General features: G+C 61.7%; 25 protein-coding genes. 22 read left to right on the forward strand and 3 right to left on the reverse strand.

Going from position 1 to position 26,356, the window contains the following annotated elements; translation table 11 throughout:
* Positions 1-37: 37 nt before the first annotated feature.
* The 5 genes from AC1RRC_RS21965 (at position 38) to AC1RRC_RS21985 (ending at position 5,968) form a co-directional block, all read left to right on the forward strand.
* A complete protein-coding gene (locus AC1RRC_RS21965) occupies positions 38-1,474 on the forward strand; it encodes an aminotransferase-like domain-containing protein (RefSeq protein WP_493057651.1) in 1,437 nt (478 codons plus the stop codon).
* Positions 1,475-1,520: 46 nt separating this feature from the next.
* Entirely contained in the window at positions 1,521-2,741 is a 1,221-nt protein-coding gene (locus AC1RRC_RS21970; protein ID WP_493057652.1) for a GGDEF domain-containing protein, read from the forward strand.
* 152 nt (positions 2,742-2,893) lie between these two features.
* The gene (gene htpG, locus AC1RRC_RS21975) at positions 2,894-4,804 is read left to right on the forward strand and encodes a molecular chaperone HtpG (protein WP_493057653.1); all 1,911 of its coding nucleotides are present in this window, start codon (positions 2,894-2,896) and stop codon (positions 4,802-4,804) included.
* A gap of 87 nt (positions 4,805-4,891) precedes the next feature.
* Positions 4,892-5,506, forward strand: coding sequence for a DUF4291 domain-containing protein (locus AC1RRC_RS21980; RefSeq protein ID WP_493057654.1), 615 nt, complete (start codon positions 4,892-4,894; stop codon positions 5,504-5,506).
* A gap of 42 nt (positions 5,507-5,548) precedes the next feature.
* Positions 5,549-5,968, forward strand: coding sequence for a hypothetical protein (locus AC1RRC_RS21985; RefSeq protein WP_493057655.1), 420 nt, complete (start codon positions 5,549-5,551; stop codon positions 5,966-5,968).
* Here the strand turns inward: AC1RRC_RS21985 and AC1RRC_RS21990 are convergent.
* The gene (locus tag AC1RRC_RS21990) at positions 5,965-6,564 is read right to left on the reverse strand and encodes a CHRD domain-containing protein (protein WP_493057656.1); all 600 of its coding nucleotides are present in this window, start codon (positions 6,562-6,564) and stop codon (positions 5,965-5,967) included. The two genes, AC1RRC_RS21985 and AC1RRC_RS21990, sit on opposite strands and share 4 nt — an antisense overlap.
* Before the next feature lie 174 nt (positions 6,565-6,738).
* Between AC1RRC_RS21990 and AC1RRC_RS21995 the strand changes: the two genes are divergently transcribed.
* Both AC1RRC_RS21995 and AC1RRC_RS22000 read left to right on the forward strand, forming a co-directional pair.
* Entirely contained in the window at positions 6,739-9,504 is a 2,766-nt protein-coding gene (locus tag AC1RRC_RS21995; RefSeq protein WP_493057657.1) for a DUF3857 domain-containing protein, read from the forward strand.
* A 26-nt stretch (positions 9,505-9,530) separates the two neighbouring features.
* On the forward strand, positions 9,531-10,787 hold the full coding sequence (locus AC1RRC_RS22000; protein WP_493057658.1) for a hypothetical protein: 1,257 nt from the start codon (positions 9,531-9,533) through the stop codon (positions 10,785-10,787).
* A gap of 36 nt (positions 10,788-10,823) precedes the next feature.
* On the opposite strand, the gene kynA is transcribed toward AC1RRC_RS22000, so the two are convergent.
* Both kynA and kynU read right to left on the reverse strand, forming a co-directional pair.
* Positions 10,824-11,744: a tryptophan 2,3-dioxygenase gene (gene kynA, locus AC1RRC_RS22005; RefSeq protein ID WP_493057659.1), complete on the reverse strand. Its 921-nt coding sequence runs from the start codon at positions 11,742-11,744 to the stop codon at positions 10,824-10,826.
* Between the two features lie 11 nt (positions 11,745-11,755).
* Positions 11,756-13,006, reverse strand: a complete 1,251-nt coding sequence (gene kynU / locus AC1RRC_RS22010; RefSeq protein ID WP_493057660.1) for a kynureninase — start codon at positions 13,004-13,006, stop codon at positions 11,756-11,758.
* 241 nt (positions 13,007-13,247) lie between these two features.
* Here kynU and AC1RRC_RS22015 point away from each other — a divergent pair, with 241 nt between their 5' ends.
* The 15 genes from AC1RRC_RS22015 to cheY all read left to right on the forward strand — a co-directional run bounded on the left by AC1RRC_RS22015 (position 13,248) and on the right by cheY (position 26,227).
* Entirely contained in the window at positions 13,248-13,463 is a 216-nt protein-coding gene (locus AC1RRC_RS22015; RefSeq protein WP_493057661.1) for a hypothetical protein, read from the forward strand.
* Between the two features lie 126 nt (positions 13,464-13,589).
* Positions 13,590-13,907, forward strand: a complete 318-nt coding sequence (flhD, locus tag AC1RRC_RS22020; protein ID WP_493057662.1) for a flagellar transcriptional regulator FlhD — start codon at positions 13,590-13,592, stop codon at positions 13,905-13,907.
* A 14-nt stretch (positions 13,908-13,921) separates the two neighbouring features.
* The gene (gene flhC / locus AC1RRC_RS22025; RefSeq protein WP_493057663.1) at positions 13,922-14,467 is read left to right on the forward strand and encodes a flagellar transcriptional regulator FlhC; all 546 of its coding nucleotides are present in this window, start codon (positions 13,922-13,924) and stop codon (positions 14,465-14,467) included.
* Between the two features lie 130 nt (positions 14,468-14,597).
* Positions 14,598-15,362, forward strand: coding sequence for an SAM-dependent methyltransferase (locus AC1RRC_RS22030; protein WP_493057664.1), 765 nt, complete (start codon positions 14,598-14,600; stop codon positions 15,360-15,362).
* Between the two features lie 90 nt (positions 15,363-15,452).
* A complete protein-coding gene (gene motA, locus AC1RRC_RS22035; protein WP_493057665.1) occupies positions 15,453-16,313 on the forward strand; it encodes a flagellar motor stator protein MotA in 861 nt (286 codons plus the stop codon).
* A 48-nt stretch (positions 16,314-16,361) separates the two neighbouring features.
* Entirely contained in the window at positions 16,362-17,303 is a 942-nt protein-coding gene (gene motB / locus AC1RRC_RS22040; RefSeq protein WP_493057666.1) for a flagellar motor protein MotB, read from the forward strand.
* A 36-nt stretch (positions 17,304-17,339) separates the two neighbouring features.
* Positions 17,340-17,888 (forward strand): chemotaxis protein, encoded by a 549-nt coding sequence (locus AC1RRC_RS22045; protein WP_493057667.1) that lies wholly within the window; start codon positions 17,340-17,342, stop codon positions 17,886-17,888.
* 119 nt (positions 17,889-18,007) lie between these two features.
* Complete coding sequence (locus tag AC1RRC_RS22050; RefSeq protein WP_154372853.1) at positions 18,008-18,373, forward strand: response regulator; 366 nt, start codon at positions 18,008-18,010, stop codon at positions 18,371-18,373.
* 38 nt (positions 18,374-18,411) lie between these two features.
* Positions 18,412-20,619 (forward strand): chemotaxis protein CheA, encoded by a 2,208-nt coding sequence (gene cheA / locus AC1RRC_RS22055; protein WP_493057668.1) that lies wholly within the window; start codon positions 18,412-18,414, stop codon positions 20,617-20,619.
* An 18-nt stretch (positions 20,620-20,637) separates the two neighbouring features.
* Positions 20,638-21,129, forward strand: coding sequence for a chemotaxis protein CheW (locus tag AC1RRC_RS22060; RefSeq protein WP_493057669.1), 492 nt, complete (start codon positions 20,638-20,640; stop codon positions 21,127-21,129).
* 101 nt (positions 21,130-21,230) lie between these two features.
* Positions 21,231-22,949, forward strand: coding sequence for a methyl-accepting chemotaxis protein (locus tag AC1RRC_RS22065; protein WP_493057698.1), 1,719 nt, complete (start codon positions 21,231-21,233; stop codon positions 22,947-22,949).
* Positions 22,950-23,050: 101 nt separating this feature from the next.
* Entirely contained in the window at positions 23,051-23,908 is an 858-nt protein-coding gene (locus AC1RRC_RS22070) for a CheR family methyltransferase (RefSeq protein WP_493057670.1), read from the forward strand.
* An 18-nt stretch (positions 23,909-23,926) separates the two neighbouring features.
* Positions 23,927-24,520 (forward strand): chemoreceptor glutamine deamidase CheD, encoded by a 594-nt coding sequence (gene cheD, locus AC1RRC_RS22075; protein WP_493057671.1) that lies wholly within the window; start codon positions 23,927-23,929, stop codon positions 24,518-24,520.
* Positions 24,521-24,606: 86 nt separating this feature from the next.
* On the forward strand, positions 24,607-25,677 hold the full coding sequence (locus AC1RRC_RS22080) for a protein-glutamate methylesterase/protein-glutamine glutaminase (RefSeq protein WP_493057672.1): 1,071 nt from the start codon (positions 24,607-24,609) through the stop codon (positions 25,675-25,677).
* A 160-nt stretch (positions 25,678-25,837) separates the two neighbouring features.
* The gene (cheY, locus tag AC1RRC_RS22085) at positions 25,838-26,227 is read left to right on the forward strand and encodes a chemotaxis response regulator CheY (protein ID WP_154372866.1); all 390 of its coding nucleotides are present in this window, start codon (positions 25,838-25,840) and stop codon (positions 26,225-26,227) included.
* Positions 26,228-26,356 lie beyond the last annotated feature (129 nt).

A 26,356-nucleotide genomic window follows, 5' to 3' on the forward strand; every position in this document is an offset into this window, starting at 1 on the left:
CACTTGTGCACTTAACTTCTAGAACTGTATGGGTGCCATGACCAATACAATGCCGCTGATCGCCTTGCTGTCGCGTGAATCGGGCGAACCGCTGGCGGACCAGATCGTGCGCTCGGTGGCGGCCCGCATCGACGACAAGGTGTTGCGCAGCGGCGCCCGCATGCCGTCGATCCGCGCTTTTGCGCAGGCGCACGGCGTGTCGCCGTTCACCGTGGTGGCCAGTTATGACCGGCTGGTGGCGCGCGGCTACCTGGAATCGCGCCGGGGCGCGGGGTTTTATGTGCGCGAGCGCGCCGCGCCGGTGGCGCGGGCCGCACCGCCGGAAGCGGCGCGCGACAGCGCCAGCGCGCCCATGGATGTCACCTGGCTGGTGCGCAACATGTTCCGCCAGGCGCCGTACCAGCAAATGCCGGGCACCGGGGTGCTGCCGTCGGAATGGCTCGACGGCGCCGGCATCGCCAACGCGCTGCGCGCCATCAGCCGCCAGCATCCGGGCACCCTGGTCAACTATGGCGTACCGCAAGGTTTCCTGCCGCTGCGCCAGCAATTGCAGGAAAAACTGGCGGCGCTGGAAATCGGCGCCGCGCCGGAACAGATCGTCACCACGGCCGGCGTGACGCAGGCGCTCGACATGGTGGCGCGCGAATTCACGCGGCCGGGCGACACCATCTTTGTCGACGACCCGGCGTGGTTCCTGATGTTCGGTTCCTTTGCCGCGCTCGGCGCGCGCGTGGTCGGCATTCCGCGCCTGGCCGACGGGCCGGACTTGCAGGTGCTGGCGCAGCTGGCCGCGCTCCACAAACCCAAGCTGTACGTGATCAATTCCGTGCTGCACAACCCCAGTTCGACGTCGCTGTCGGCCGCCAAGGCGTTCCAGGTGCTGCGCCTGGCCGAAGAGCACGATTTCCTGGTGGTGGAAGACGATATTTATTGCGATTTACACCCGGGGCCGGCGGTGCAACCGGCCACCAGGCTGGCGGCGCTCGACCAGTTGCGGCGCGTGATTTACCTGGGCGGCTTTTCCAAGACCCTGGCGGCGAATTTGCGGGTCGGCTACATCGCCACCTCGCACGAGCGGGCCCAGCGGCTGGCCGACCGCAAGATGCTGCAGACGCTGACCACCAGTGAAATCGGCGAGCGGGTGGTCTATAAAGTGCTGTCGGAAGGCACGTTGCGCAAACACACGGACCGCATTTGCAGCCGCCTCGATGAATTGCGCAGCAGGACGGTGCGGCAGATGGAACGGGTCGGGCTGAAGGTGGACGTGGCGCCGGCGGCCGGCATGTTCGTGTGGGTCGATGCCGGGTGCGACACCAACGTGCTGGCGGCGCAGGCGATGGCGCAGGATTTGCTGCTGGCGCCGGGCAGTTTGTTTTCACCGAGCCAGTTGCCGTCCCGGTATATGCGTTTGAATATCGCGGCCATGCAGGAGCCGGCCGTGTGGCGGTTTTTGGGAAAAGTGTTGAAAAACTAGTAGTAGAATAGCGTGTTTCCTCACGTCACTACTTTCACTTCCCCGGATGGAACCTGCAACCGTTTACCTGCTCGGCGCGCTGATGATGATGGCCAATGGCGGTGTCCTGGGCCTGATGCACCGGGATTTTCCGCCCAGCCTGCGACCCAGCGCCGTGACCTGGCGCATCGGCACCTTGCTGCACGCGTGCGGCTGCGCCATGTTCATGGTGCAGGATTCGCTGCCGCACAGTGTCGTGCTGCCGCTGGCCAATGGGCTGGTGATGGGCGGCTTTACCTGTTACTGGTACGCGCTGCGCCAGTTTTACGGCATGCCGCGCAGCTGGCTGCAACTGGCGCCGGTCACGGCGGGCGTGCTGGGCGTGTATTGGTTTACCGGTGTGGCGCCCGACCCGATGGGACGCATGGTGGTGGTCTCGCTGGTGTGGGCCGTGCTGCTGGCGCTGTGCATCCGCAAATTGCTGGCGCAGAGCCGGCGCGACCGCGCGTGGAGCCGGCAAGTGATGGCCGGCACCTTCGTCGTCTTGCTGGTGACGGTGGTGTTCCGCCTCGGCTGGTTCCTGACGGTGGGCATGAAGCCGGACTACTCCGGCCTCGATGGCAGCTTGTGGATCAACATGGCGTCGCCGGTGGTGGTGTCCATCATGCCGGTGATCGGCACCACGGCGTTTTTGCTGATGTGTTCCGAGCGCATCCGCCGCCAGTGGGAGCGCGCCGCCTCGACCGATTACCTGACCGGCCTGGCCAACCGCCGCACCCTGGCCGAGGCGGGCGCGCAGCGCTTCGAGCAGGCGCGCGGGAACGGCCGGGGGTTCGGGCTTGGCGTGATCGATATCGACCATTTCAAATCCATCAATGACCGCTTTGGCCATGACGTCGGCGACGCCGCGCTGAAGCACGTGGCGGCGCGGCTGGAAATGGCGTGCCGCGAAGCGGAATTGCCGGCGCGGCAGGGCGGTGAGGAATTCGTTGTCTTGTTCGACGACGTGTCGGCCGATACCGTGCAGGCGGCAGGCGAGCGCCTGCGCCGGGCCGTGGCGGACGCGCCATTCATGTCCGGCGGGCTGGCGCTGTCGCTGACGGTATCGATCGGCGTGGCGGTGCGCGTGCCCGGCGACGGCGAATTCGACTGCGTGCTGCGGCGCGCCGACACCGCGTTGTATGCGGCCAAACAAGGCGGGCGCAATCGGGTCGAGTGCGCGGTGGCGGATGCCCGTATGCCAGTCCTGGAACCATCCGCCGTGCTGGCGCCCGGCACGGCAGTTTAGCTGGCCAACAGCGGCGCCGTGGTGTTTCTTAAGCCAGGCTGAAATTAATTGCCTGCAAGCTCTTGAAATCGCTGGCGCCAGCCTTATCTGCCGGGGGCTCACGCAACAATTAGCAACACCCCCGACAGATTGATAAGACTATTGAGGTAAAAATGGCTGACACCAAGCAAACCATGGGATTCCAGGCAGAAGTTAAACAACTGCTGCAACTGATGATCCACTCCTTGTACTCGAACAAGGAAATCTTCCTGCGCGAACTGATTTCGAACGCCTCCGACGCGTCCGATAAACTGCGCTTTGAAGCCATCAACAATGACGCATTGTATGGCAATGATTCCGAACTGAAGATCAAGGTCAGCTTCGACAAGGCGGCCAAGACCATCACGATTTCCGACAATGGCATCGGCATGAGCCGCGAAGAAGCCATTGCGCACCTGGGCACGATCGCCAAGTCCGGCACCAAGGAATTCTTCGGCAAGCTGTCCGGCGACCAGCAGGCGGACGCCGCCCTGATCGGCCAGTTCGGCGTGGGCTTCTATTCCGGTTTCATCGTGGCCGACAAGATCACGGTGGAAACCCGCCGTGCCGGCGCGGATGCCGCCGACGGCGTGCGCTGGGAATCCGGCGGCGAGGGTGATTTCACCGTCGAACAAATCGACAAGCCGAACCGTGGCACCGACATCATCCTGCACCTGCGCGAAGGGGAAGAGGAACTGCTGTCGTCGTGGAAGTTGAAATCCATCATCCGCAAGTACTCCGACCACATCTCGCTGCCGATCGTGATGAACAAGGAAGAGTGGGACGCGGAGAAAAGCGAAACCGTGGTCAAGGACGAGCTGGAAACCGTCAACCAGGCCAGCGCGCTGTGGGCGCGCAGCAAGTCCGACATCACGCCGGAGCAGTACCAGGAATTCTACAAGCACGTCTCGCATGACTTCAGCGCGCCGCTGACCTACACCCACAACCGCGTGGAAGGCCGCAGCGAATACACGCAACTGCTGTACATCCCGGCCAAGGCGCCATTCGACCTGTGGGACCGCAACAAGCGTGGCGGCATCAAGCTGTACGTCAAGCGCGTGTTCATCATGGACGACGCCGAGCAACTGATGCCGACCTACCTGCGCTTCGTCAAAGGCGTGATTGATTCGGCCGACCTGCCGCTGAACGTATCGCGGGAAATCCTGCAAGAGTCGCGCGACGTGAAAGCCATCCGCGAAGGCTCGACCAAGCGCGTGCTGGGCATGCTGGAAGACCTGGCGAATGCGGAAGAGCAGGATAAAAAGGATAAATACGCGACGTTCTGGACCGAATTCGGCCAGGTGCTGAAGGAAGGCATGGGCGAGGACGAGGCCAACAAGGAGCGCCTGGCCAAGCTGCTGCGCTTTGCGTCCACCCACAACGACACCGAAGAGCAGACCGTGGCGCTGGCTGATTACGTGGCGCGCCAGAAGGAAGGCCAGGACAAGATTTATTACGTCACCGCCGATTCCTTCAAGGCCGCGAAAAACAGCCCGCACCTGGAGATCTTCCGCAAGAAGGGCGTGGAAGTGCTGCTGCTGACCGACCGCGTCGATGAATGGATGCTGTCGTTCCTGACGGAGTTCGACGGCAAGGAACTGGTGTCGGTCGCCAAGGGCGGCCTGGACCTGGGCCAGCTGGAAGACGAAGCCGAGAAAAAGGAACACGAGGAAACCGAAACCTCGTACAAGGAACTGGTTGAAAAGATGAAGGGCGCGCTGGCCGACAAAGCCAAGGACGTGCGCGTCACGTTCCGCCTGACCGATTCGCCAGCCTGCCTGGTGGCCGACGAGCACGAACTGTCGGGCAACTTGCTGCGCATGCTGAAAGCGGCGGGCCAGGCCGCGCCGGAATCGAAGCCGATCCTGGAAATCAACCCGAACCACCCGCTGGTCACGCGCCTGAAGTATGAAAACGCGGACAGCGCCCAGTTTGGCGCCTGGTCGCACATCCTGTTCGACCAGGCGCTGCTGGCGGAAGGCGGTGCGCTGAGCGATCCGGCTGCGTTTGTGAAGCGGATTAACGAGATGTTGCTGGGTAAATAAGCTGCCCAGCATGGCGCGGCCGCTGCCGCGCTTCGTAAAAGCCGGACCTTCGCGAGAAGTGCCGGCTTTTTTACTTGAATGTTATTGATGATGACCGAATACGACCAGCCACAACATGCCATCGACAGCCCGCCCCAGCGACAGATCCGGGCGGTTTATGACGATACGACCATTCGTGTCTACCAGGCCTATTCCGATGCCATTGCGGATAGCGCACTGGCCAATGGCACCTTTGTCTCGCCGCCGTTCAAAATGGAGCGCATGACCTGGATTAAGCCATCATTTCTCTGGATGATGTACCGGGCAGGCTGGGGATTCAAGGATGCAGGGCAAAACCGCATCCTGGCAATCGACATATCCCGGGACGGATTGGAATGGGCGCTGGCCCACAGTTGCCTGAGTCATGCCGATCCGTCGATGAGCAAGGAGGAATGGGAGCGGGCGAAGGACAAGGCACCCGTGCGCATTCAGTGGGACCCCGAGCGCGACCTGCATTTGCAGCCGTTACCGCACCGTGCTATTCAAATTGGCTTGAGCGGACAGGCGGTTGAACTGTATGTCAACCAATGGATCCAGCGCGTCACGGATGTGACACCGCTGGCGCACCGCATCCATGGACTGTTGGAAGAGGGGAGCGCGGCAGAGGCGCGGCGGTTGTTGCCGCAAGAATTGCCGTATGCGCCGGATACGTACCGCCTGTGACACTTGGGCAGGAATCTGCTGATAAGGCGTATATAAACCCAGATGCACCTGACTACTGTAAAAATTGACCAGGTATTCAGCGCCGAGCGTCGTCGCGGGCAGTATGGACGATTTACGGAATTTGGCTTCGCTGCCGGCGCCAGTAAGCATTATTCGCTATGCGTCCCGGGCTGGCCGGCCATTGAGCCCGGCATGGAAATTACCGCCCTCCTTGAGCGGCCAGGCGACTGGACGTCGCTGCAAGGCTGGATCAATCATGCCTCTGGCGAGGTGGCGTCGCCTGCCCGTGGCATTTGGATGTTCCAGCTGATCGCGGGTTTCTCCATGACCGCCTTTGTGGCGGCCGAATGGGGCCAAGCTGCCCCGTTTCTGCTGTATCTGCTCTATGCCTTGCCGTGCGCATATATGTATCGCAGGGCGAGCCGGGTGCGGGCCGCGTTGACGGCCCTGGCCTCCGCCTAGTCCCGCCGCCGCCGCGCCAGCGCCAGCACTGCCGGCAAGCCCAGCAACAACATGCCCCATTGCCCCGGTTCCGGCACCGCCGTGATCAGGAAGCCGCGGATTTCACCGGCCGGATAGGCGCTGGAATGGATGTTCAGGTAAGCGGACCCCGCGTTCAGCCCCGCGCTGAAGGCCGCTTCGGCGCCCGCCGTGGTGCCGCCGTTGGCGGCAATGAACGCGGGATTCCAGCTGGCGGCCAGCGACGTGTCGTACATCATTGAATAAATGCCGCCGGACACGCCGGTCGGGAAACTGCCGAACGACGGGGTTTCCGTCGCCACGCCGGCCAGGCCGGCCAGGGGCGAGGCGGTGCAGCAGTGGATGTGCGCGGCGGTGCTGAGGCCGGCCAGGCTGAGGAAGGACACATCGACGCTCAGCAGGTGCGCGGTCAGGTCGAAGGTGACGACGGTGCCGCCGATGCCGGGCGAGGCGTTGGGCGTGTCTTCGGCCGCGCCGGACAGGGTGGCGTAGTAGCTGGTGGATGCCGCCGCGGCGTTGCCGGCGGCCAGCAGCGCACACAGCGATGCCGCAGCCAGGGTGGGGAACGAGGTTTTCATTGAGAGGAGACCTTTCAAGGATGGGAACCAGTCCATTCACTATAGACAGCACAAGAAAGAATGCAAATATTGAAATATTGCATTGTGTGCCATCAATACCTGATGGGGTGAGCGTGATCTCAACGGCGTCGGAGTTTCCTGAGAGCATGTTGTGTAATATGCTATTATGTTGCAATGAAGACACTTGCCTCGATGATGCTGCTGTTATGCGGCCTGTTGTTATCCGGGCCTGGCGCCCGTGCCCAGGATGCCCCACCCACGGCCAGCCAGTTGGCCGAACGGGCGTTCAGCCGCGGACAGCCGGCGCCGGCCTGGGTGCGCCCGCTCGGCGAGTTGCCGCCGGCGGCCGCCAGCGGCCCGCTCAGCATGCGGCTCGGCGATACCCAGATTCGCCTCGATGAACGCAGCGCCGTCTATGTGCATAAGGCGTTTACGGCGCATGAAGCGTCCAGCTTGGGCGTGCTGGGCCAAGTGGAAATCGAGTTTCAGCCGGAATTCCAGCAAGTGCAGCTGCACCTGTTGCGCATCGTGCGTGATGGCAAGACCATCGACAAGCTGGGGGCGGCGGATATCCGCTTCTTGCAACGTGAGCGCGAACTGGACAATGGCATTTATTCCGGCACCGTCACGGCCGCCATCGTCAATGCCGATGTGCGGGTCGGCGATACCCTGGAAATGGCGTACACGATATCGGGGGATAACCCTGTCTTCGCCAACAAGTTCTTTTATGCGACGGCGTGGGAGTCCAGCGTACCGGTTGGCTTGCGGCGGGTGATCCTGGATGCACCGGAGCGCCGCGTCATTCATTACCGCTTCATCGGCCCGCAAGGTGGCGCCAGCGCCAGCCAGGCCGAGCGCCACGTCGATGGCCGCCGCATCCTGACCCTGGAAGCGCGTGGCATGCCTGCCGTTCTCGGGGAATCCGATGTGCCGCGCGATGTGCATCCGTTCCGTTGGCTGCAGTTCTCTGAATTTTCCAGCTGGCAGGAAGTCAATACCTGGGCGCTGGGGCTGTTTTCCTACCAGGCCGACCCGGGCATCCGCGCGGCATTGATCCAGGCGCGCGCGGCCGGCAATGGCGAGGCGGCCGTGGCGCAAGTGCTGGAATTCGTACAAAGCGACATCCGCTACCTGTCGATCGCACTGGGGCAGAATTCGCACCGCCCGTTCCCGCCACAGCGGGTGCTGGAGCGGCGCTATGGCGACTGCAAGGACAAGTCCCTGTTGATGGTGGCCATGCTGCGTGAACTGGGCATCGCCGCCGAGCCGGTGCTGGTATCGACCACCCTGCGCAAGGGCCTGGACCAGATGCTGCCCAGCCCCGCGCTGTTCGACCACGCCATTGTCCGCGTACGCCTGCAGGGGCGTGAGTACTATGTTGATCCGACGCGCCAGGGCCAGCATGGCGAGCTGGCGCGGATGGGCCAGGTGCACGCGGGTAACCAGGTGTTGCCGGTAACAGCCGGCAGCGCGGGGTTGGCGGTGGTGCCCGCGCCCGATGCGGCGGCGGCAGGCCGTTATCTCCGCAGTGAACGGATCGCGGTGGACGCCATGGACCAGCCGGCAACGATGGTGGTCACGACCGGCATGGAAGGGGTGGACGCGGAACATGCGCGTGTCAGCCTGCTGCGGATGACGAAGGAACAGTTGCGCAAGGCTTACGAGGGCATGCTGGTCAAGCGCTATCCGGATGCGGAGTTGCTGGGCGAGCCGGTGGTGCAGGATGACCGCCGGCGCAACCTGCTGCGCATCGAGGCGCGCTACCGCTTGGGTAAGCTATTTACGCCGAATGCCGAGGGCTGGAGCATGAATTATGTGCCGTCCAACTTGCTCGATATGGTACCCACGCCGGCCAGTGCCAAACGTGCGTTCCCGTTTGCCTTGTCGGCTTTCCCGGGGGACGCGGAATATGAACTGGAACTGGTGTTGCCTGCCGCCTTTGCGATGCCGGAGAGCGAGTACAAGAGTCCCATCAGCAATCCCGCGTTTTCCTCCGAGCGCAGCGTGGTGTCAGGCGGGCGCACCTTGCGCGTGAAGTTCGGATTGAAACTGGCGGCGGACCGCGTGCCACCGGAGCAATTGCAGGCATACCTGGCCGACGCGCAGAAACTCGGCGACATGCTGGGTGGTGGCTTGCGCGTCTTTAAGGAGCACATGGGCGCCGCGCCGGTGGCGCCGCTGTCGGTCGAAGCCAAACTGAACGAAGCGCTGGCCGCCATCAACCGCGGGCTGGCCGATGCGGAACTGGCGGGCGCCGACACTGGCATCGCCTTGTGCGAGCGGGCCATGGTGCTGGCTTACCTGGGACGCTCCGGCGAGGCGCTGAAGGATGCCAACCTGGCGGTGCAGCGGCAGCCGCAGGCTGCCGACATGTTGCGCTGCCGGGCCGACGTGCTGCTGCAGGCCGGGAAGTTCCGGGAAGGCGAGGGCGATTATGCCAGGGCCATCGCGCGCGGCAGTGACGAGGTGGCCGCGTTCAGCGGCAAAGGCATGGCGGCGCTGTACCAGGACAAGGCGGCGGCGGCGCGTGCGGAATTTGCGCGGGCCATGACGAAGGCAAGCGAGGGCGAGGAGCGGCAGCGCATGGCGATCTGGCATGCGATCGCCCAGTTGCAGGAGCAGGGCGCCGCCGCCAGCGCCGGCGCCGCTGCGCCGGACCTTGCCGCCGACGGCGCGCCTTGGCTGGCCGCCGTGCAAGACATGTTTTCGGGCCGGGGCACGCCGGAACGCATGCTGGCGGCGGCGGGCCGTGGCGCTTCCGGGCGGCTGCTGGAAGCGCGCCTGACCGAAGCTTATTTTTATGCCGGCAAGTATTACGCGTTGAAACGCGACAGCATGCGCGCCAGGGTGTATTTCCAGAACGCGCTGGATAAAAAGGTCTTGAACAGCAATTATCACGGCGCCGCGCGCCATGAACTGGCGCGCCTGGCCAAGCCGTGAACCGATATTATTTTTGGGAGTAATGAATGAAACATCTGCGTCTGGCCGTCATCGCCGCCTTGCTTTCCGTGGCCTTGCCGCACAGTGCACTGGCGGCCGAAACGCCGGCGGTGGCGTCATCGACGCCAGCCGCCGCGCCGGTCCTGACCCGCGCCCATACCGCGGCGCTGCGGGAAATCTTTGCGATCCTGGAAGTGCCGGCGCTGATGCGCGCGGGCATACGCGCGGCAAACTTGCCTGCCGGGCCAGCCAAAGAGCTGGGTGATGTGTTCATGGCGCAGCTCACCGACGACGATATCAATCGCCGCTACATGCCCATTTACGGGCGCCACCTGGATGAGCCGACCGCGATCGAACTCGCGCGCATTTTCCGCACCAGCGGCGCGCGCAAGATGCTGGCGTCGGCGACCGCCCGCCACTTGGGCAGGCCGCAGCCACCGCTGCAATTCACGCCGGAAGAGCGCCGGCAGTTGACGATGGCGGAAAATGCGCCGGCCATGCGCAAGTTGAAGCAGGTGCAGGCCGCCATCAATGAAGACTTGCGGGTCGATGGCAAAGCCTGGATGAATGAATTCGTCGATCAGCTGGAAACCCGTACCTTGAGCAATCTGGTCAAGGGTGTGCTGGAACTGAAGAATAGCCCTCCCGGCCAGCCGGTGCCGGACATCCGGCCAGAGCGGGTGGGGCTCTCGTTCATGGATGGCATGGTGGATGTGGTGCTGCGCAGTTGCCGCCGGTGGCGCGTTGCCAGCCTGACCCTGCAGTCCGAACTGGACAAGGCCGGCATCGAACACGTGCTGGAACCGCGCAGCCTGGTGAGCCGGGAGGGCATTGCCCGCAGCCGGGCGTCGGTCGACCGCAGTGAAGTCGTGGTGGAGCAGTTTTTGGCGGAAATAAACGAAGGGTTGCGCGACCGCGAAGAGGGGATGCGGCGCCTTGACTTCCCCGCCAAGGAGCGCTTCCTGGGCAGCATGCACGTGCCACTGAGCCGGATCTATAACTATTTCGTCAAATTCGGTGAATCGCAGCGCCACATGCTGGACGCCTACCGCCGCATATTGGCGCTGACGGAATCGCGTCTGGGGCAGTTGGAAGAAAAGGATGGCGTGCTGCTGTTCGCGTCGGATGCGGACTTGAAACTGTACCGCGCCATGCTCGAAGAAGTGGTGCAGGCCCAGAAAGAGCTGGACGCGGCGGGTGAGACGGTGGAGCAGGCGGAACGCAGCACGCTGCGGCGCCTCGGTGTGTCGCCCGACACCGGCAAGGCGCTGGGCGGCAAATAAGGCGCGGCCCCGCCCGCTGTGAGCGGGGCTGCGCGGTTACAGCGCCGTGCGCAACGCAAACAGTTCCGGGAACAGCACCACGTCGAGCATCTTGCGCAGGTACGACACGCCGGCGGTGCCGCCGGTGCCGGTCTTGAAGCCGATGATGCGTTCCACGGTGGTGACGTGGCGGAAGCGCCAGAAGCGGAATGCGGTCTCCATGTCCACCAGCTTTTCCGCCAGTTCATACAGCGCCCAGTGCTTTTGCGGGTCGCGGTAGACTTCCAGCCAGGCTTCCTTGACGGATTCGTCGGCGACGGTCGGCTGCGACCAGTCGCGGTTCAGCCGTTCCGGCGCAATGTGCAGGCCATGGCGCGCCAGCAGGCGGATCGCTTCATCGTAAATCGACGGCGACCGCAGCGCATTTTGCAGCCGGGCGTGGTTCTCGTTCGCGGTTTCATGCACGGCCAGCATGTTCGGGTTCTTGTTACCGAGGATGAACTCGATCTCGCGGTACTGGAACGACTGGAAGCCGGAGGATGCGCCCAGGTAGGGGCGGATCGCCGTGTATTCAGGCGGCGTCATGGTGGCCAGCACATCCCAGGCGTGCACCAGCTGGTCCATGATGCGGGCCACGCGCGCCAGCATCTTGAAGGCGGGCGGCAAATTGTCGGCCTGGATGTTGGCGACCACCGCGTGCATTTCATGCAGCATCAGCTTCATCCACAATTCACTGGTCTGGTGCTGGACGATGAACAGCATTTCATTGTGTTCCGGCGACAGCGGGTGCTGCGCCGTCAAAATACGGTCCAGCCCCAGGTAATCGCCATAGCTCATGGATTTGCTGAAATCCATTTGCGCGCCGTGCCACTGGGCGTCGCCGGCGGCTGTGGCGTTGCCGGCGGCGGCCGGGGCGGGACTGTGGAACGGGCAGCCGCCGCCGCTGTTGGCGCCATTATCGTTGGTGTTGTCGGTCATCACTGCATTCCTCAAGTCACGGCGCCACGTTCGGCGGCCACATCGTATTCCCCGTTGTCGAGGATCTGTTTCAGGATGTCCACCGCATCCCACACGTCGGCGTAGCTGGTATAGAGCGGCGTGAAGCCGAAGCGCATGATCTGCGGTTCGCGGTAGTCGCCGATCACGCCGCGGGCAATCAGCGCCGCCATGACCGCATAGCCATGCGGGTGCGTCAAGCTGACCTGGCTGCCACGGCGCGCATGTTCGCGCGGCGTCACCAGGCCCAGCGGGTGGCCGCCGCAGCGCTGTTCCACCAGTTCAATGAACAAATCCGTCAGCGCCAGCGATTTGGCGCGGATGGCTTCCATGCTGGTTTGCTCGAACACTTCCAGTCCGCATTCGACCAGCGCCAGCGATGTCACCGGTTGCGTGCCGCACAGCGCGCGGCCGATGCCTTCGGTGGGCGCGAAGTCCGGCGCCATCGCGAACGGCGCGGCATGGCCCCACCAGCCGGACAGCGGTTGCGTAAAGGCGGCCTGGTGGCGCCGTGGCACCCAGATGAAGGCCGGCGAGCCGGGGCCGCCGTTCAGGTATTTATAAGTGCAGCCCACCGCCAGGTCGGCGCCCGCCGCATGCAGGTCGAGCGGCACCGCGCCCACCGAGTGGCACAAGTCCCACACCACCAGCGCGCCGGCATCCTGCGCCAGGCGGGTGAGGGTGGCCATGTCGTGCTGGTAACCGGTGCGGTAATTCACGTGCGTCAGCATCAGCACCGCCGTGTCGCCATCGAGGGCGGCGGGGATCTCGTCCGCGCTGTCGACCAGTTTCACGGTGTAGCCCCGGTCCAGCCAGCTGGACAGGCCCTGCGCCATGTAGATGTCGGTCGGGAAGTTGGTGCGCTCGGTGACGATCACGCGGCGCCCGCCGCGTTCGGGATGCTGCGCCTGCATGTGGATGGCGGCCGCCAGGGCCTTGAACAGGTTCAGCGACGTGGTATCCGTGACCACCACTTCACCGTCGCGCGCGCCGATCAGCGGCGCCAGGCGGTTGCCGAGGCGCTTGGGCAGGTCGAACCAGCCGGCCGTGTTCCAGCTGCGGATCAAATCCTTGCCCCATTCGTGGCCGATCACGTGCTGGGCGCGGGCCAGCGACGCTGTCGGACGGGCGCCCAGCGAATTGCCATCCAAATAGATGACGCCGGCCGGCAAGTCGAACTGGTCGCGCAAGGCCGCGAGCGGATCTTGCGCGTCGCGGGTAAGGCAGTCGTTACGGGTAGTCATGACGGGAGATAGTTTAGGTTTAATCTAATTGGAAGCTGAAGTTTAGCAATTTTTAGCGGAGAGCGGAAATGATCGGTGAAATATACTAGATTTATCGATTAGTGCCGTCATAGATTTTGAGTTTATGCGAAATTGCAGAATTTTTGATGTTCTTCGAAATTTTTTTAAATTCACCCTAAAGTTCCTTCAACCCGCGCCGTTACCAATTTTAGATACGCGGAAAAGCGCGTATGGAACCGGTGTGGGAATCGAAAAATTTTTAAATTTTTTTGATGAAAACCCTAAAGTTCCTGAAAACCCTGCCGTTACCGGGTTAGATGTCGTTAAAAAGAGTCAGTTTTCCATCGCTGTTTACGACTTTAAAAACAGGTTTCAGATTGCTGTCCGACACCCCGCAAACCCGCGCCAATACTGGCGTTGCACCCTAATCGCCCTGCCTTTGTCAGACAAAGGCTGACAGGGCGTGTCCGCCGTTGCCGGACGCAAAATACAGAAGTCGTCCACTTCTCCCTACCAGTCCGCTCCAGCAGAATGTATCTCAACGGAAACGCAATTGCGTTGAAACCTACCGAGGAGATGGAAAATGACTGCAAATGACATGATGGCTGAGATCCGCGACGCAAACCTGAGCTACCTGATGCTGGCGCAGCAAATGATCCGCGCGGACAAGGTGACCGCCATCTTCCGCCTCGGCATCTCGGCGGATATCGCCGACCTGATCGAAAGCATGAGCAATGCGCAAATCTTGAAGTTAGCAGGCGGTAACATGATGCTGGCCCGCTTCCGCTTCGATGACGGCGCCATCCTGGGCATGCTGACCAATTACAATAAGGACCGTTCGCTGGCCCAATCGCATGCCGCCATCCTGATGGCCGGCCAGCCAGTCGAAGAAATCGCCTAAGCTTGGGGAATATTATGAGCAAGAAAAGCGTCGTCACCGAAGCGCAGGAAATCCAGCTGGCCATCGAGCTGATCAACCTGGGCGCGCGCCTGCAGTTGCTGGAATCGGAAGTGTCGCTGTCGCGTGAACGCTTGCTCAAGCTGTACAAGGAATTGAAGGGGGTGTCGCCGCCGAAAGGCATGCTGCCTTTCTCGACCGACTGGTTCCTGACCTGGCAACCGAATATCCACTCGTCGCTGTTTATTAATATCCACCACTTCCTGGTGACCCATGCGGGCGCCACCGGCATTCATGCCGTGATGAAGGCTTACCAGCTGTACCTCGAGCAAATGCCGCCGGCGCCGGGCGAAGAGCCGGTGTTGTCGCTGACCCGGGCCTGGACCCTGGTGCGCTTCTTTAACAGCGACATGCTGAAGCTGGAGCCATGCAACAAGTGCCAGGGCAAGTTCGTGGTCGATGCGATGGACTTGAATGGCGGCTACGTGTGCGGCCTGTGCCATATGCCATCGCGGGCGGGCAAGACCAAGAAAGCCAAGGAAGCGGAGTCGCAGGCGGCGTGATCCTGCATTTATCTTCCATGACACCGGCGTTGGCTCCTCGGCTGCACCGGTGTTTGTGTTTGTTCGTGGCGCGCCCGGCGGCTTGGCGTTTCGCCAAACCGCCCTACCGAGTTCGGTTCGGAGTGCTCGCTTGAGCTGGGGGCGTTTCTTTTCCATTCCGGCGGTGCGGGCGGCGCTGATTCAGCTCGCCGCCTTGCCGACCACTTACTTTTTGCTCAGTGTGCTCGGCGCCGCCCGCATCCCGGTAACCTTTGCCAGCTTTGCCGTGGTGCAGGGTTTTGTTGCGCTGGTGTTTACGTGGAAGCTGGGGCTGGCGCCCTGGTGGCGCGTGATCCAGTTCGTGTTTCCGATTGCCGTGCTGCTGGCGCTGGCGCTGGCCTTGCCGCCGCTGTTCTACTTGCTCGTGTTCCTGCTGTTGCTGGGGGTGTACTGGTCGACCTACCGCACCCAGGTGCCGCTGTATAACTCGGGCGCGGCCGTGTGGCAGGCGGTGGAGCGGGAATTGCCGCGCCGGCCGGGCTTGAACCTGATCGATATTGGCAGCGGCCTGGGCGGCATGGCGCTGCACCTGGCGCGTTCGCGCCCCGATGCGCTGGTGACCGGGATTGAACTGGCGCCGGTGCCATGGCTGCTGTCGCGGCTGCGCGCGAAGATCAGCGGCAGCGCCGCCCGGTTCATCCGGGGCGATTACGAAACGCTTGATTTCAGCACCTACGACCTGGTGTTTGCCTACCTGTCGCCCGCCGCCATGCCGGGTTTGTGGGCCAAGGCGTCGCGGGAAATGCGGCCCGGAAGCTTGCTCATCAGTTATGAGTTTGAAATTGCCGATTGCCCGCCCGACAAGACCATAGTTACCACAGAGCACGGTCCGGCACTCTATGTTTGGCGCTTTTGAGGCGCTTTCGCTTGCCCGTACCCCCTGTCTCACGCTATTGTAGTTCCACGTGTAAATTTACCCATATTTCACTCTGCGGAGCTCGGTCACTTGTTCGTCATTATTGGTTATCTCGTCGTTTTAGGTTGTGTGTTTGGCGGCTTCGCTGCGGCAGGTGGTCACCTGGCGTCGTTGTTCCAGCCAATCGAATTATTGCAAATTGGCGGTGCGGCCATCGGCGCCTTCCTGGTTGGCAATAACATGAAGGCGATCAAGGCAACCGTCGCGGCCATCCCGAAATTGTTCAGCGGTTCCCGCTACACCAAAGAGTTGTACATGGAACTGATGTCGCTGCTGTTCGACGTCCTGTCGAAGGTGCGCAAGGAAGGCTTGATGTCGATCGAGGGCGATATCGATTCACCCAATGAAAGCCCGCTGTTTTCCAAATACCCGATGGTGTTGGAAGACCACCATATCGTCGAGTTCATGAGCGATTACCTGCGCCTGATGGTGTCCGGGAACATGGATGCGTTCCAGATCGAAAACCTGATGGACAACGAGATTGAAACCCACCACCACGAAGGCATGGTGCCGGCCGGCGCGCTGGCCAAGCTGGGCGACGGCATGCCGGCGTTCGGTATCGTCGCGTGCGTGATGGGGGTGGTGCACACCATGGAATCGGTGGGGATCCCGCCGTCCGAACTGGGTTTGCTGATCGCCAAGGCGCTGGTCGGCACCTTCCTCGGTATCTTGCTGGCATACGGCTTCGTCGGCCCGCTGGCCACCCTGCACGAGCAAAAGCTCGAAGAATCCACCAAGATGTTCCAGTGCGTGAAAGTCACCCTGCTGGCCAGCCTGAATGGCTATGCGCCCGCGCTGGCGGTGGAATTCGGCCGGAAAGTCCTGTATTCAACCGAGCGCCCGACCTTCTCCGAACTAGAAGAACATATCAAGAAATCGAAGACCAAGTAAGCCGGCGCTTCGCGTATCATTACACTATGGCAATTTTAAGGAACCGGTATGGCTGACGAAGGGATGCGGCCTATCATCGTCAAACGCATTAAAAAGGGTGGCCACGGACATCACGGCGGCGCCTGGAAAATTGCGTATGCTGACTTCGTTACTGCCATGATGGCGTTCTTCCTGTTGATGTGGCTGCTGGGTTCCACCACCAAGGGCGACTTGAACGGCATTTCCGAGTACTTCAAAACGCCGCTGAAAGTGGCGATGCAGGGCGGCTCGGGTTCCGGCGACAGTTCGTCCGTGATTCCCGGCGGCGGCAAGGACCTGACGCGCAAGGAAGGCCAGGTCAAGATGGCCGACGACCCCGCCACCAAGAAGAGCTTCAACCTGACGGCCGCCAAGGCGGAAATGGAACGCCAGGAAAACCTGCGCCTGCAGCAGTTGAAAGAAAAGATCGAAGAAAAGATTGAAAACAATCCGATGCTGAAGAAATACAAGGACCAGTTGTTGCTGGACTTTACGTCGGAAGGCTTGCGGATCCAGATTGTCGATGAACAAAACCGGCCGATGTTTGCGCTGGCCTCGTCTTCGCTGCAGCCGTACACCAAGGATATCCTGCACGAGATCGGCGTGGTGCTGAACGACGTGCCGAACCGCATCGGCCTGTCCGGCCATACCGATTCGACCCCGTATTTCACGGATGTGGGTTACAGCAACTGGGAATTGTCCGCCGACCGCGCCAACGCGTCGCGCCGCGCGCTGATTGCCGGCGGCATGCAGGAAAACAAGATCATGCGCGTGGTGGGCCTGGGTTCGGCCGTGCACCTCGACCGCCAGGATCCGTTCAATCCGATCAACCGCCGTATCAGCATCATCGTGATGAACAAGAAGACCGAAGAGGGCTTGCTGAAAGAAGGTTCGCAGAAAATAGAGGTGGGTGCCGCGGCCGAGGCGAGCAGGGCAGCCGCCGAAGCGGGCGCCGCGGCACCGAAGAAGTAACGCAGGCAGCACTGCAGGCTTTGAAACGAGACTGATATGACGAGAAAAAAAATCCTTGGCTCCCATGTGAAACGCTTGCTGTCCGGCGTCTCCGACCATGGGCGCCGGCATTTGACGGAAGTGGAGACGGATTTAATCCAGACCAACCTCCTGCTGGAAGAAGCGATTGAAAAACTGTCGCGCAACTTCATGGCCATCCACGAGACGGTCAGCGCCCAGCAAACGGCCATCGATGCCTTGCTGGCCGGCGCCACGCCCAGCGCCGAGCAAAAGGAACAGCTGTCCGCCTTGTCCGACCAGGTCGGCATGTACGTCAACGCGGCGGTCACCAGCATGCAATTCCAGGACATGACGAGCCAGTTGATCGATCGTACCCTGAAGCGGGTGACGGGCTTGCGCGAATTCCTCGGCACACTGGGCGCCCATGGCGCCGAGATGGTGCCGGAAAGCGATAACGATGAGATCGTTGAATTGCTGGGCAAGGTCAGTATGGCGCTGGCGATCCAGAGCCTGGAGTTGCGCAGCGTGCTGCGCAAGGCGGTCAGCCAGAAACACCTGGAGAGCGGCGATATCGAACTGTTTTAAGTGTTCGACCCGCGATACCGATAACGATGTAATCCCGGGGGCTGGCCGCCCCCGCTTAAGCAACATGGGTGCCGGGCCTTCAGGCCGGGAATCCCCTGATTAAAGTGAGATAAAACAAAATGGCGAAAACGATACTTGCAGTTGACGATTCCAGCTCGCTGCGACAGATGGTGGCCTTCAGCCTGAAGGCCGCCGGTTACCAGGTGGTGGAAGCGGTTGACGGCCAGGACGGACTGGAAAAAGCCAAAGGCCAGACGGTGGACCTGGTGCTGACCGACCAGAACATGCCGCGCATGGATGGCCTGCAACTGATCAAGCACCTGCGCGAACTGCAGAGCTACCAAAAAGTGCCTATTTTGATGCTGACCACGGAATCGTCCGACGAGATGAAGGCCAAGGGCCGGGCGGCCGGCGCCAATGGCTGGCTGGTCAAGCCATTTGATCCGCAGCGTCTGATCGAGGTAGTCAAGAAAGTCATCGGCTGAGGACTTCCCATGTATCCAGTACCTGATGGAGTCGCGCCATGACCATCGACATTAGCCAGTTCTACCAGGTCTTCTTCGATGAAGCCGAGGAGCTGCTGGCTGAAATGGAGCGCTTGCTGCTGGGCGTCGATCTCGCCGCGCCCACGGAAGAAGACTTGAATGCGATTTTCCGTACCGCCCACTCCGTCAAAGGGGGCGCGGGCACGTTCGGCCTGAACGACATGACGGAAATCACGCACGTGCTGGAAACCCTGCTGGACCGCATCCGCAAGGGCGAGATGGCGTTGACGGGCGAACACGTGGATGCGTTCCTGGCCGCCAAGGACATCTTGAAAATGCAGCTGGACGGCCACCGTTCCGGCGCCACGGTGGACCAGGACGCGGTCGGCAATGTGCGCATGATGCTGCAATCGCTGGCGCAGGACGTGGTGGTGGCGGACTTGACGCACATCGCGCCGGCCTTCAACAGCGCGGCGGACGACGACAAGGTGGACCACAGCGATGGCCGCCGCTACCGGCTGGAATTGCCGCCGATGAACCAGCGCGAAGTGGCGGCGCTGGCGGCCGAAGTGGGCTTGCTGGGCCTGGTGTCGAACACGCCGCTCGATGGCGGCCGCACCGCGCTGGTGGTGACCACCCATGAGAGCCTGGACGACATCATTTCGATTTGCTCGTTCATCCTGAATCCGGATGACATGACCATCACGGAATTGCCGGCGCTGACGCCGACCCAGCAAGCCCGTGAACATGCCGAGCGCAACCGCATCGAAGCGGCGCAAGGCTATGGTTTCTTCGACCCGGTGGAACCGTCCGCCGCGCCGGCCCAGCCGGCGCAGGGCGGTGATCCGGGCTATGGTTTCTTCCAGCCGCTGGAGCAAATCCGCGCCGATGCGGCCGAAGCCGTCGAAGGCAACAAGGGGTATGGTTTCTTCGAACCGCTGGAAGCCATCCGCGCGCGCGCCGGCATCAAGGAAGAACCGACTGCCGCGCCAACGGCGGAGCCGGAAAAGAAAGCAGTCGCGAAAAAAGACGACAAGCCGGCCGCCGGCGGTGGTGAATCGTCATCGATCCGGGTCTCGATTGAAAAGGTGGATCAACTGATCAACCTGGTGGGCGAGCTGGTGATCACGCAAGCCATGATCGAACAACGGGTCGATACGCTGGACCCGATGGTGCATGAACGCCTGCTGTCGTCGGTGAGCCAGCTCACACGCAATACGCGCGACTTGCAGGAAGCCGTGATGTCGATCCGCATGATGCCGATGGACTTCGTGTTTTCCCGTTTCCCGCGCATGGTGCGCGACCTGGCGGCCAAGCTGGGCAAGAAAGTCGATTTCATCACCAATGGCGCCGCCACGGAACTGGACAAGGGCCTGATCGAGCGCATCGTCGATCCGCTGACGCACCTGGTGCGCAACAGTATCGACCATGGCGTGGAAATGCCGGACGTGCGGCGCGCGGCCGGCAAGAGCGATGCCGGGCGCCTGCTGCTGTCGGCCAGCCACCAGGGCGGCAACATCATCATTGAAGTGGCGGACGATGGCGGTGGCCTGAACCGCGAGAAAATCCTGGCCAAGGCGCGCCAGAGCGGCTTGCCGGTGTCCGAGCACATGGCCGATGCCGATGTGTGGCAACTGATTTTCGCGCCGGGCTTTTCGACCGCCGAAACCGTGACCGACGTGTCCGGCCGCGGGGTCGGCATGGATGTGGTCAAGCGCAACATCACCGCCATGGGCGGTTCGGTCGATATCCGTTCCGCCAAGGGTTTTGGCACCACGATTTCGATTTCGCTGCCGCTGACCCTGGCGATCCTCGATGGCATGACAATCCGCGTCGGCGAGGAAATTTATATCCTGCCGCTGGGCTTTGTCATCGAATCGCTGCAGCCGGTGCCGGACGACGTCAAGGAAATCACGGGCAAGGGCAAGGTCATCAAGGTGCGCGGCGAATACCTGCCGCTGATCCCGCTGTACCAGATGTTCGACATCACGCCGCGCTTCACCGATCCGTGCGAAGGCATCATCGTGATCCTGGAAACCGATGGCCGCAAGGCGGCGCTGTTCATCGACGACCTGGTGGGCCAGCAGCAGGTGGTGGTCAAGAACCTCGAATCGAATTACCGTAAAGTGGCCGGCATTTCCGGCGCCACCATCCTGGGCGATGGCGGTGTCTCGCTGATCCTCGATGTCGCCGCATTGATCCGCTCGTCCCGCCAGTTGGCGGACGAAACCATTTTTTCACAATAAACGCTAGAGGGTAACCATATGGCAGACGCAAACCAGGCAGCAGGCGCTGAAGATATCGCCGGTCGCGAATTCCTGGCGTTCAAGCTGGGCAAGGAAGAATACGGCATCGATATCCTGAAAGTGCAGGAAATCCGCGGCTATGAAGCGGTGACCCGCATTGCCAGCGCGCCGGAATTCATCAAGGGGGTGATCAACCTGCGCGGCATCATCATCCCGGTGGTGGACATGCGCATCAAGTTCCAGCTGGGCGAGGTGGTGTACGACCAGTTCACCGTGGTGATCATCCTGAACATCAATGGCCGCGTGGTCGGCATGGTGGTCGACTCGGTGTCGGACGTCACCACCCTGACCCAGGACCAGGTCAAACCGTCGCCGGAAATGGGGACGGCGTTCTCCACCGAATACATTATCGGCCTCGGCACCATCGATGAGCGTATGCTGATCCTGGTGGACATCGACCGCCTGATGTCGAGCCCGGATATGGGCTTGAATGACCAGCTGGCGGCTTGATCAAATAAAACTAAAAGAATGCGCGCAGGAACCCGGACGGCGCCGGGCCTGCTCCCACAGGGATGGCGCGGCCGGAAAGACAGCAGAGAAGGGAGACGATGATGAATTTACGCGACTTTAAAATCGGCACCAGGTTGAGTATGGGGTTTGGCATTATTTTGCTGATCCTCGCCGCAATGGTCTTGCTGACCAACGTGCTGAACTACCGCAATAAAGCCGAACTGCGCACGGGCCTGGAAACGGCCACGGCGAAGAACTTGCAAGCGTCGGCCATGAAGAGCGCGATGCTGGAAACCGGGATTGCCATGCGCAATATCGGCCTGCAATCGGACGTCAGCCTGATGCAGAAGGAAGAGGGCAAGGTCAAGGAGCAGCGCAAGCGCTACGACAGCGCGCGCGACAAGCTGCAAAGCCTGGGCCTGAACGACGCGGAAAAGAAAGTACTGGGCGAGATCGCGGCGCTGGACAAGGATGTCGATGCCGCGTTCAAGGAAGCCATTGGCCAGGTGCTGGCGTTTAACTCGGAAGGCGCGGCCAAGGTCATCGCCAGCCGAATCGATCCGCTGAACCAGCAAACCCTGGCGGCGCTGAATACGCTGGTCGACATGCAGCAAAAGGCCGCGAACGCTGTGCTGGAAGGGTCGATCTCGGCAGACAGCCGCCTGATGATGATCCTGTTCGGCCTCGGCGCCATCGCCATTGCACTGGGCGTGGTGGCGGCGCTGATCATCACCCGTTCCATCACCGGCCCATTGTCCGGCGCGGTCGAAGTGGCCAAGCGGGTGGCAGGTGGCGAACTGACGTCGCAAGTGACGGTGGAAGGCCAGGACGAAACCAGTGAATTGCTGCAGGCGCTGCGGGAAATGAACGACAGCCTGGTGCGCACCGTCAGCGAAGTGCGTTCGTCGACGGAAACCATCACGGTGGCGTCGCAGGAAATCGCTTCCGGCAATGCCGACCTGTCGTCGCGCACCGAATCGCAAGCCAGCTCGCTGGAAGAAACCGCCAGCTCGATGGAGCAGCTGACGTCCACTGTGAAACAGAATGCCGACAATGCCCGCCAGGCCAACCAGCTGGCGGTGTCGGCCTCGTCGGTGGCGGAAAAGGGCGGCACGGTGGTGTCGCAAGTGGTGGAAACCATGGGCTCGATCAAGGCGTCGTCGTCCAAGGTGGTCGACATCATTGGCGTGATCGACGGCATCGCGTTCCAGACCAATATCCTGGCGCTGAACGCGGCCGTGGAAGCGGCCCGTGCCGGCGAGCAGGGCCGCGGCTTTGCCGTGGTGGCGTCCGAAGTGCGCTCGCTGGCGCAGCGTTCGGCCGCGGCGGCCAAGGAAATCAAGGAATTGATCGGCGATTCGGTGGAGCGGGTGGATGCCGGTTCGCGCCTGGTCGATGAAGCGGGCCAGACCATGGGCCTGATCGTCACGTCGATCAAGCAGGTGGCCGACATCATGGGCGAGATCACCGCCGCGACCCAGGAACAAAGCACCGGCATCGAGGAAGTCAACCAGGCCATCACGCAGATGGACGAAATGACGCAGCAAAATGCCGCGCTGGTGGAAGAAGCGGCCGCGGCGGCGGAAAGCATGCAGGAACAGGCGCAGAAACTGGCGGCCGCGGTCGCCATCTTCAAGCTGGCCGGCGATGCGTACAGCGCGCAACGCGCGCAAGCGCCGGGGGCGGCGCAGAAGAGCGTCGCGCGGCCGGTTGCGCGCACCGCGGTGGCAACGCGCCCGGCGGCGCCCGCCACGCCGAAAGGACCGCCAAAGAAACTGGCCGCCACCAATACGCCGGATGGCGAGTGGGAAGAGTTTTAATGCGCTGACCACGGTCCTGGACCAGGCGGCGCAAGCGTTGCGCGCGGAAGCGAATCGTTCGCGCGCAACGCACTTGCAACACGTTTTAAGAAGGCCGATACATGCCGCAATCCAAAGACACCGTCAAAGAGTTTGATTTCAATGCGCGCGATTTTGAGCGGGTGCGCGCACTGATTTACAAAAAGGCCGGCATCTCGCTGGCCGACAGCAAGCAAGAGATGGTGTACAGCCGCCTGGCGCGCCGTTTGCGCGCCTGTGGCATCAATTCCTTCGTCAAGTACCTCGATGACCTGGAAGCGGGCCGCCTGGGCGATGAGTGGGAATCGTTCACCAACGCCCTCACCACGAACCTGACGTCGTTCTTCCGCGAAGCGCACCACTTCCCGTTACTGGCCGAGCACGTCAAGAACAAGCGCGACATCCGGATCTGGTGTTCCGCCGCCTCCACCGGCGAAGAACCCTATTCGATCGCCATGACCCTGTGCGAAGCGTTCAACACCCTGACCCCGCCAGCGACCATCGTGGCCACCGACATCGACACCAATGTGCTGGCGCATGGCGCCAACGGCGTCTATACGCTGGACCGCCTCGACAAGATGGCGCCGGAGCGCCAGCGCCGCTTTTTCCTGAAAGGGAAGGGCGACAAGGAAGGCTATGTCCGCGTGCGCCCCGAACTGCGCAACCTGATCTCGTTCAATCAATTGAACCTGCTGGGCGATCAGTGGCCGGTCCAGGGACCGTTCGACGTGATTTTCTGCCGCAATGTGATGATTTATTTCGACAAGGCGACTCAGCGTAAAATACTGTCGCGCTTTGTCCCATTGATGAAGCCGGACGCACTGCTGTTTGCCGGCCATTCGGAGAATTTCCTGTATGTGTCCGATCAATTGAAATTACGCGGCAAGACCGTGTACGAGCTGGACGATCGCCGCGGCGCAAGCCTCAAAGTGTCGTCATAAACGGAAGGCGGGAACACCATGGACTTGGAACAATTTGCCACGAATGTCTACTACGACCGGACGTTCGACTGCCAAGCAGCAAAGATCCTGCCCGGTGAGTATTACTTCACCAATAAAGACATGTTGATCGTCACGGTACTGGGATCGTGCGTCTCGGCCTGTATCCGCGACCGCGTAACGGGCCTGGGCGGCATGAACCATTTCATGCTGCCCGATGGCGGCGACAACAGCCCGGTGTCGGCCTCGGCCCGCTATGGCACCTATGCGATGGAAATCCTCATCAATGACTTGCTGAAGGCCGGCGCCAAGCGGGACAATATGGAAGCCAAGGTGTTTGGCGGCGGGGCGGTATTAAAAGGGTTTACCGCGATTAACGTGGGGGAACGCAATGCCGCCTTTGTCCAGACTTTCCTGAAAAATGAACGCATCCGCATCGTGGCGGAAGATTTGAACGATATTTATCCCCGTAAAGTGTATTTCTTCCCCCGTACCGGTAAAGTGCTGGTGAAGAAATTGATGCAAACCCATAACGACACGCTGGCCAAACGCGAAAACGAATATGCGAGCCGGCTCAAGAAACAGCCAGTGGCGGGTGAGGTCGAGCTGTTCTGACCCCGCAACACCGGTGCATTCAATTGATATGTGGAAGCCCGGCCTGAAGGCCCGGCACCCATGTTATCTAAAAGAGACATAACATCATGAAGATCAAAGTCCTGATCGTCGACGACTCCGCACTGATCCGCAGCGTCATGACGGAAATTATCAACAGCCAGCCCGACATGGAAGTGGTGGGTGCGGCGCCCGACCCGCTGGTCGCGCGCGAAATGATCAAGCAAACCAATCCGGACGTGCTGACCCTGGACGTCGAGATGCCGAAAATGGATGGCCTCGATTTCCTGGAAAAGCTGATGCGCCTGCGGCCGATGCCGGTCGTGATGGTGTCGTCGCTGACGGAACGCGGTTCGGAAATCACCATGCGTGCACTGGAACTGGGCGCGGTGGACTTCGTCACCAAACCGAAAATCTCGATCCAGGCCGGCATGCGCGAATACGCTGAACTGATTACTGAAAAAATCCGCGCCGCGTCGCGCGCCCGGGTGCGCGCACGCACCTTGCCGCAGGCGGGCGCGCCGGGCTCGGCGCCGCTGCCGCAATTGCGCAACCCGTTGATGTCGTCGGAAAAACTGATCATCATCGGCGCCTCCACCGGCGGCACCGAAGCGATCCGCGAATTCCTGATGCAAATGCCGTCCGACTGCCCGGGTATCTTGATTACGCAGCACATGCCGGAAGGCTTCACGCGCTCGTTTGCCAAGCGCCTCGATTCGCTGTGCAAGATCGCCGTGATGGAATCGCAGGGCAATGAGCGGGTACTGCCTGGCCACGCGTATATCGCACCGGGCCATTCGCACCTGACCTTGACCCGGTCCGGCGCCAATTACATGACCAAGATCGACCAGGGCGAACCGGTGAACCGCCACCGTCCGTCGGTGGACGTGCTGTTCCGCTCCGCCGCGCAATTCGCCGGCAAGAACGCGGTTGGCGTGATCCTGACTGGCATGGGCAAGGATGGCGCGGCCGGCATGCTGGAAATGAAGAATGCCGGCGCCTATAATTTTGCGCAAGATGAAGCCAGCTGCGTGGTGTTCGGCATGCCGCGCGAAGCGATTGCCGTGGGCGGCACGCACGAGGTCGGCGCGTTGCAGGATTTGCCGGGCATGGTGCTGGGCCACTTGGCCAAACACGGTTCGCGCGCACTGCGCGTTTAAGAAATGCCGCATGCGGTATGCTGCTTGTTGTACCGGGCTGCCGTTGCTGACGTTTTACCACCACTTTGTTCGCCTTAACGCAATGAAAATGCTATCCTACAAAGAGGTGGTGCTTATAAACACTATTAACAACCGCGTAAGAGAATCAACGGAGTAATTCATGGCTGATCCAAAGATGAAATTTTTAGTTGTTGACGATTTTTCGACGATGCGCCGCATCGTCCGGAATCTGTTGAAAGAACTGGGTTATGCCAATGTGGACGAAGCCGAAGACGGTGTCATGGCGCTGGCCAAGCTGCGCGCGGAACCGTTCGATTTCGTCGTGTCGGACTGGAACATGCCGAACATGGACGGCCTGACCATGCTGCAAAATATTCGTGCCGATCCCGCACTGGCCAAGCTGCCGGTGCTGATGGTGACGGCGGAAGCCAAGAAGGAAAACATCATCGCGGCGGCCCAGGCCGGCGCCAATGGTTATGTGGTCAAGCCGTTCACGGCGGCGACCCTGGATGAAAAGCTGAACAAGATTTTCGAAAAGCTGGGCGCCTGACCGGGTCCTGGCGGCGCCGCGGCGGTGGCGCAGTGCGCCTGGGCGGAAACGCGGCGCACCAGGCGCACCACCCCAGAGGTTGCTGGCGCCATGGCGCGCCCAGCCTGCGCCCCAGAATTACCCGGGCCG

The sequence above is a fragment of the Pseudoduganella sp. GW821-FHT12E03 genome (assembly GCF_058807115.1).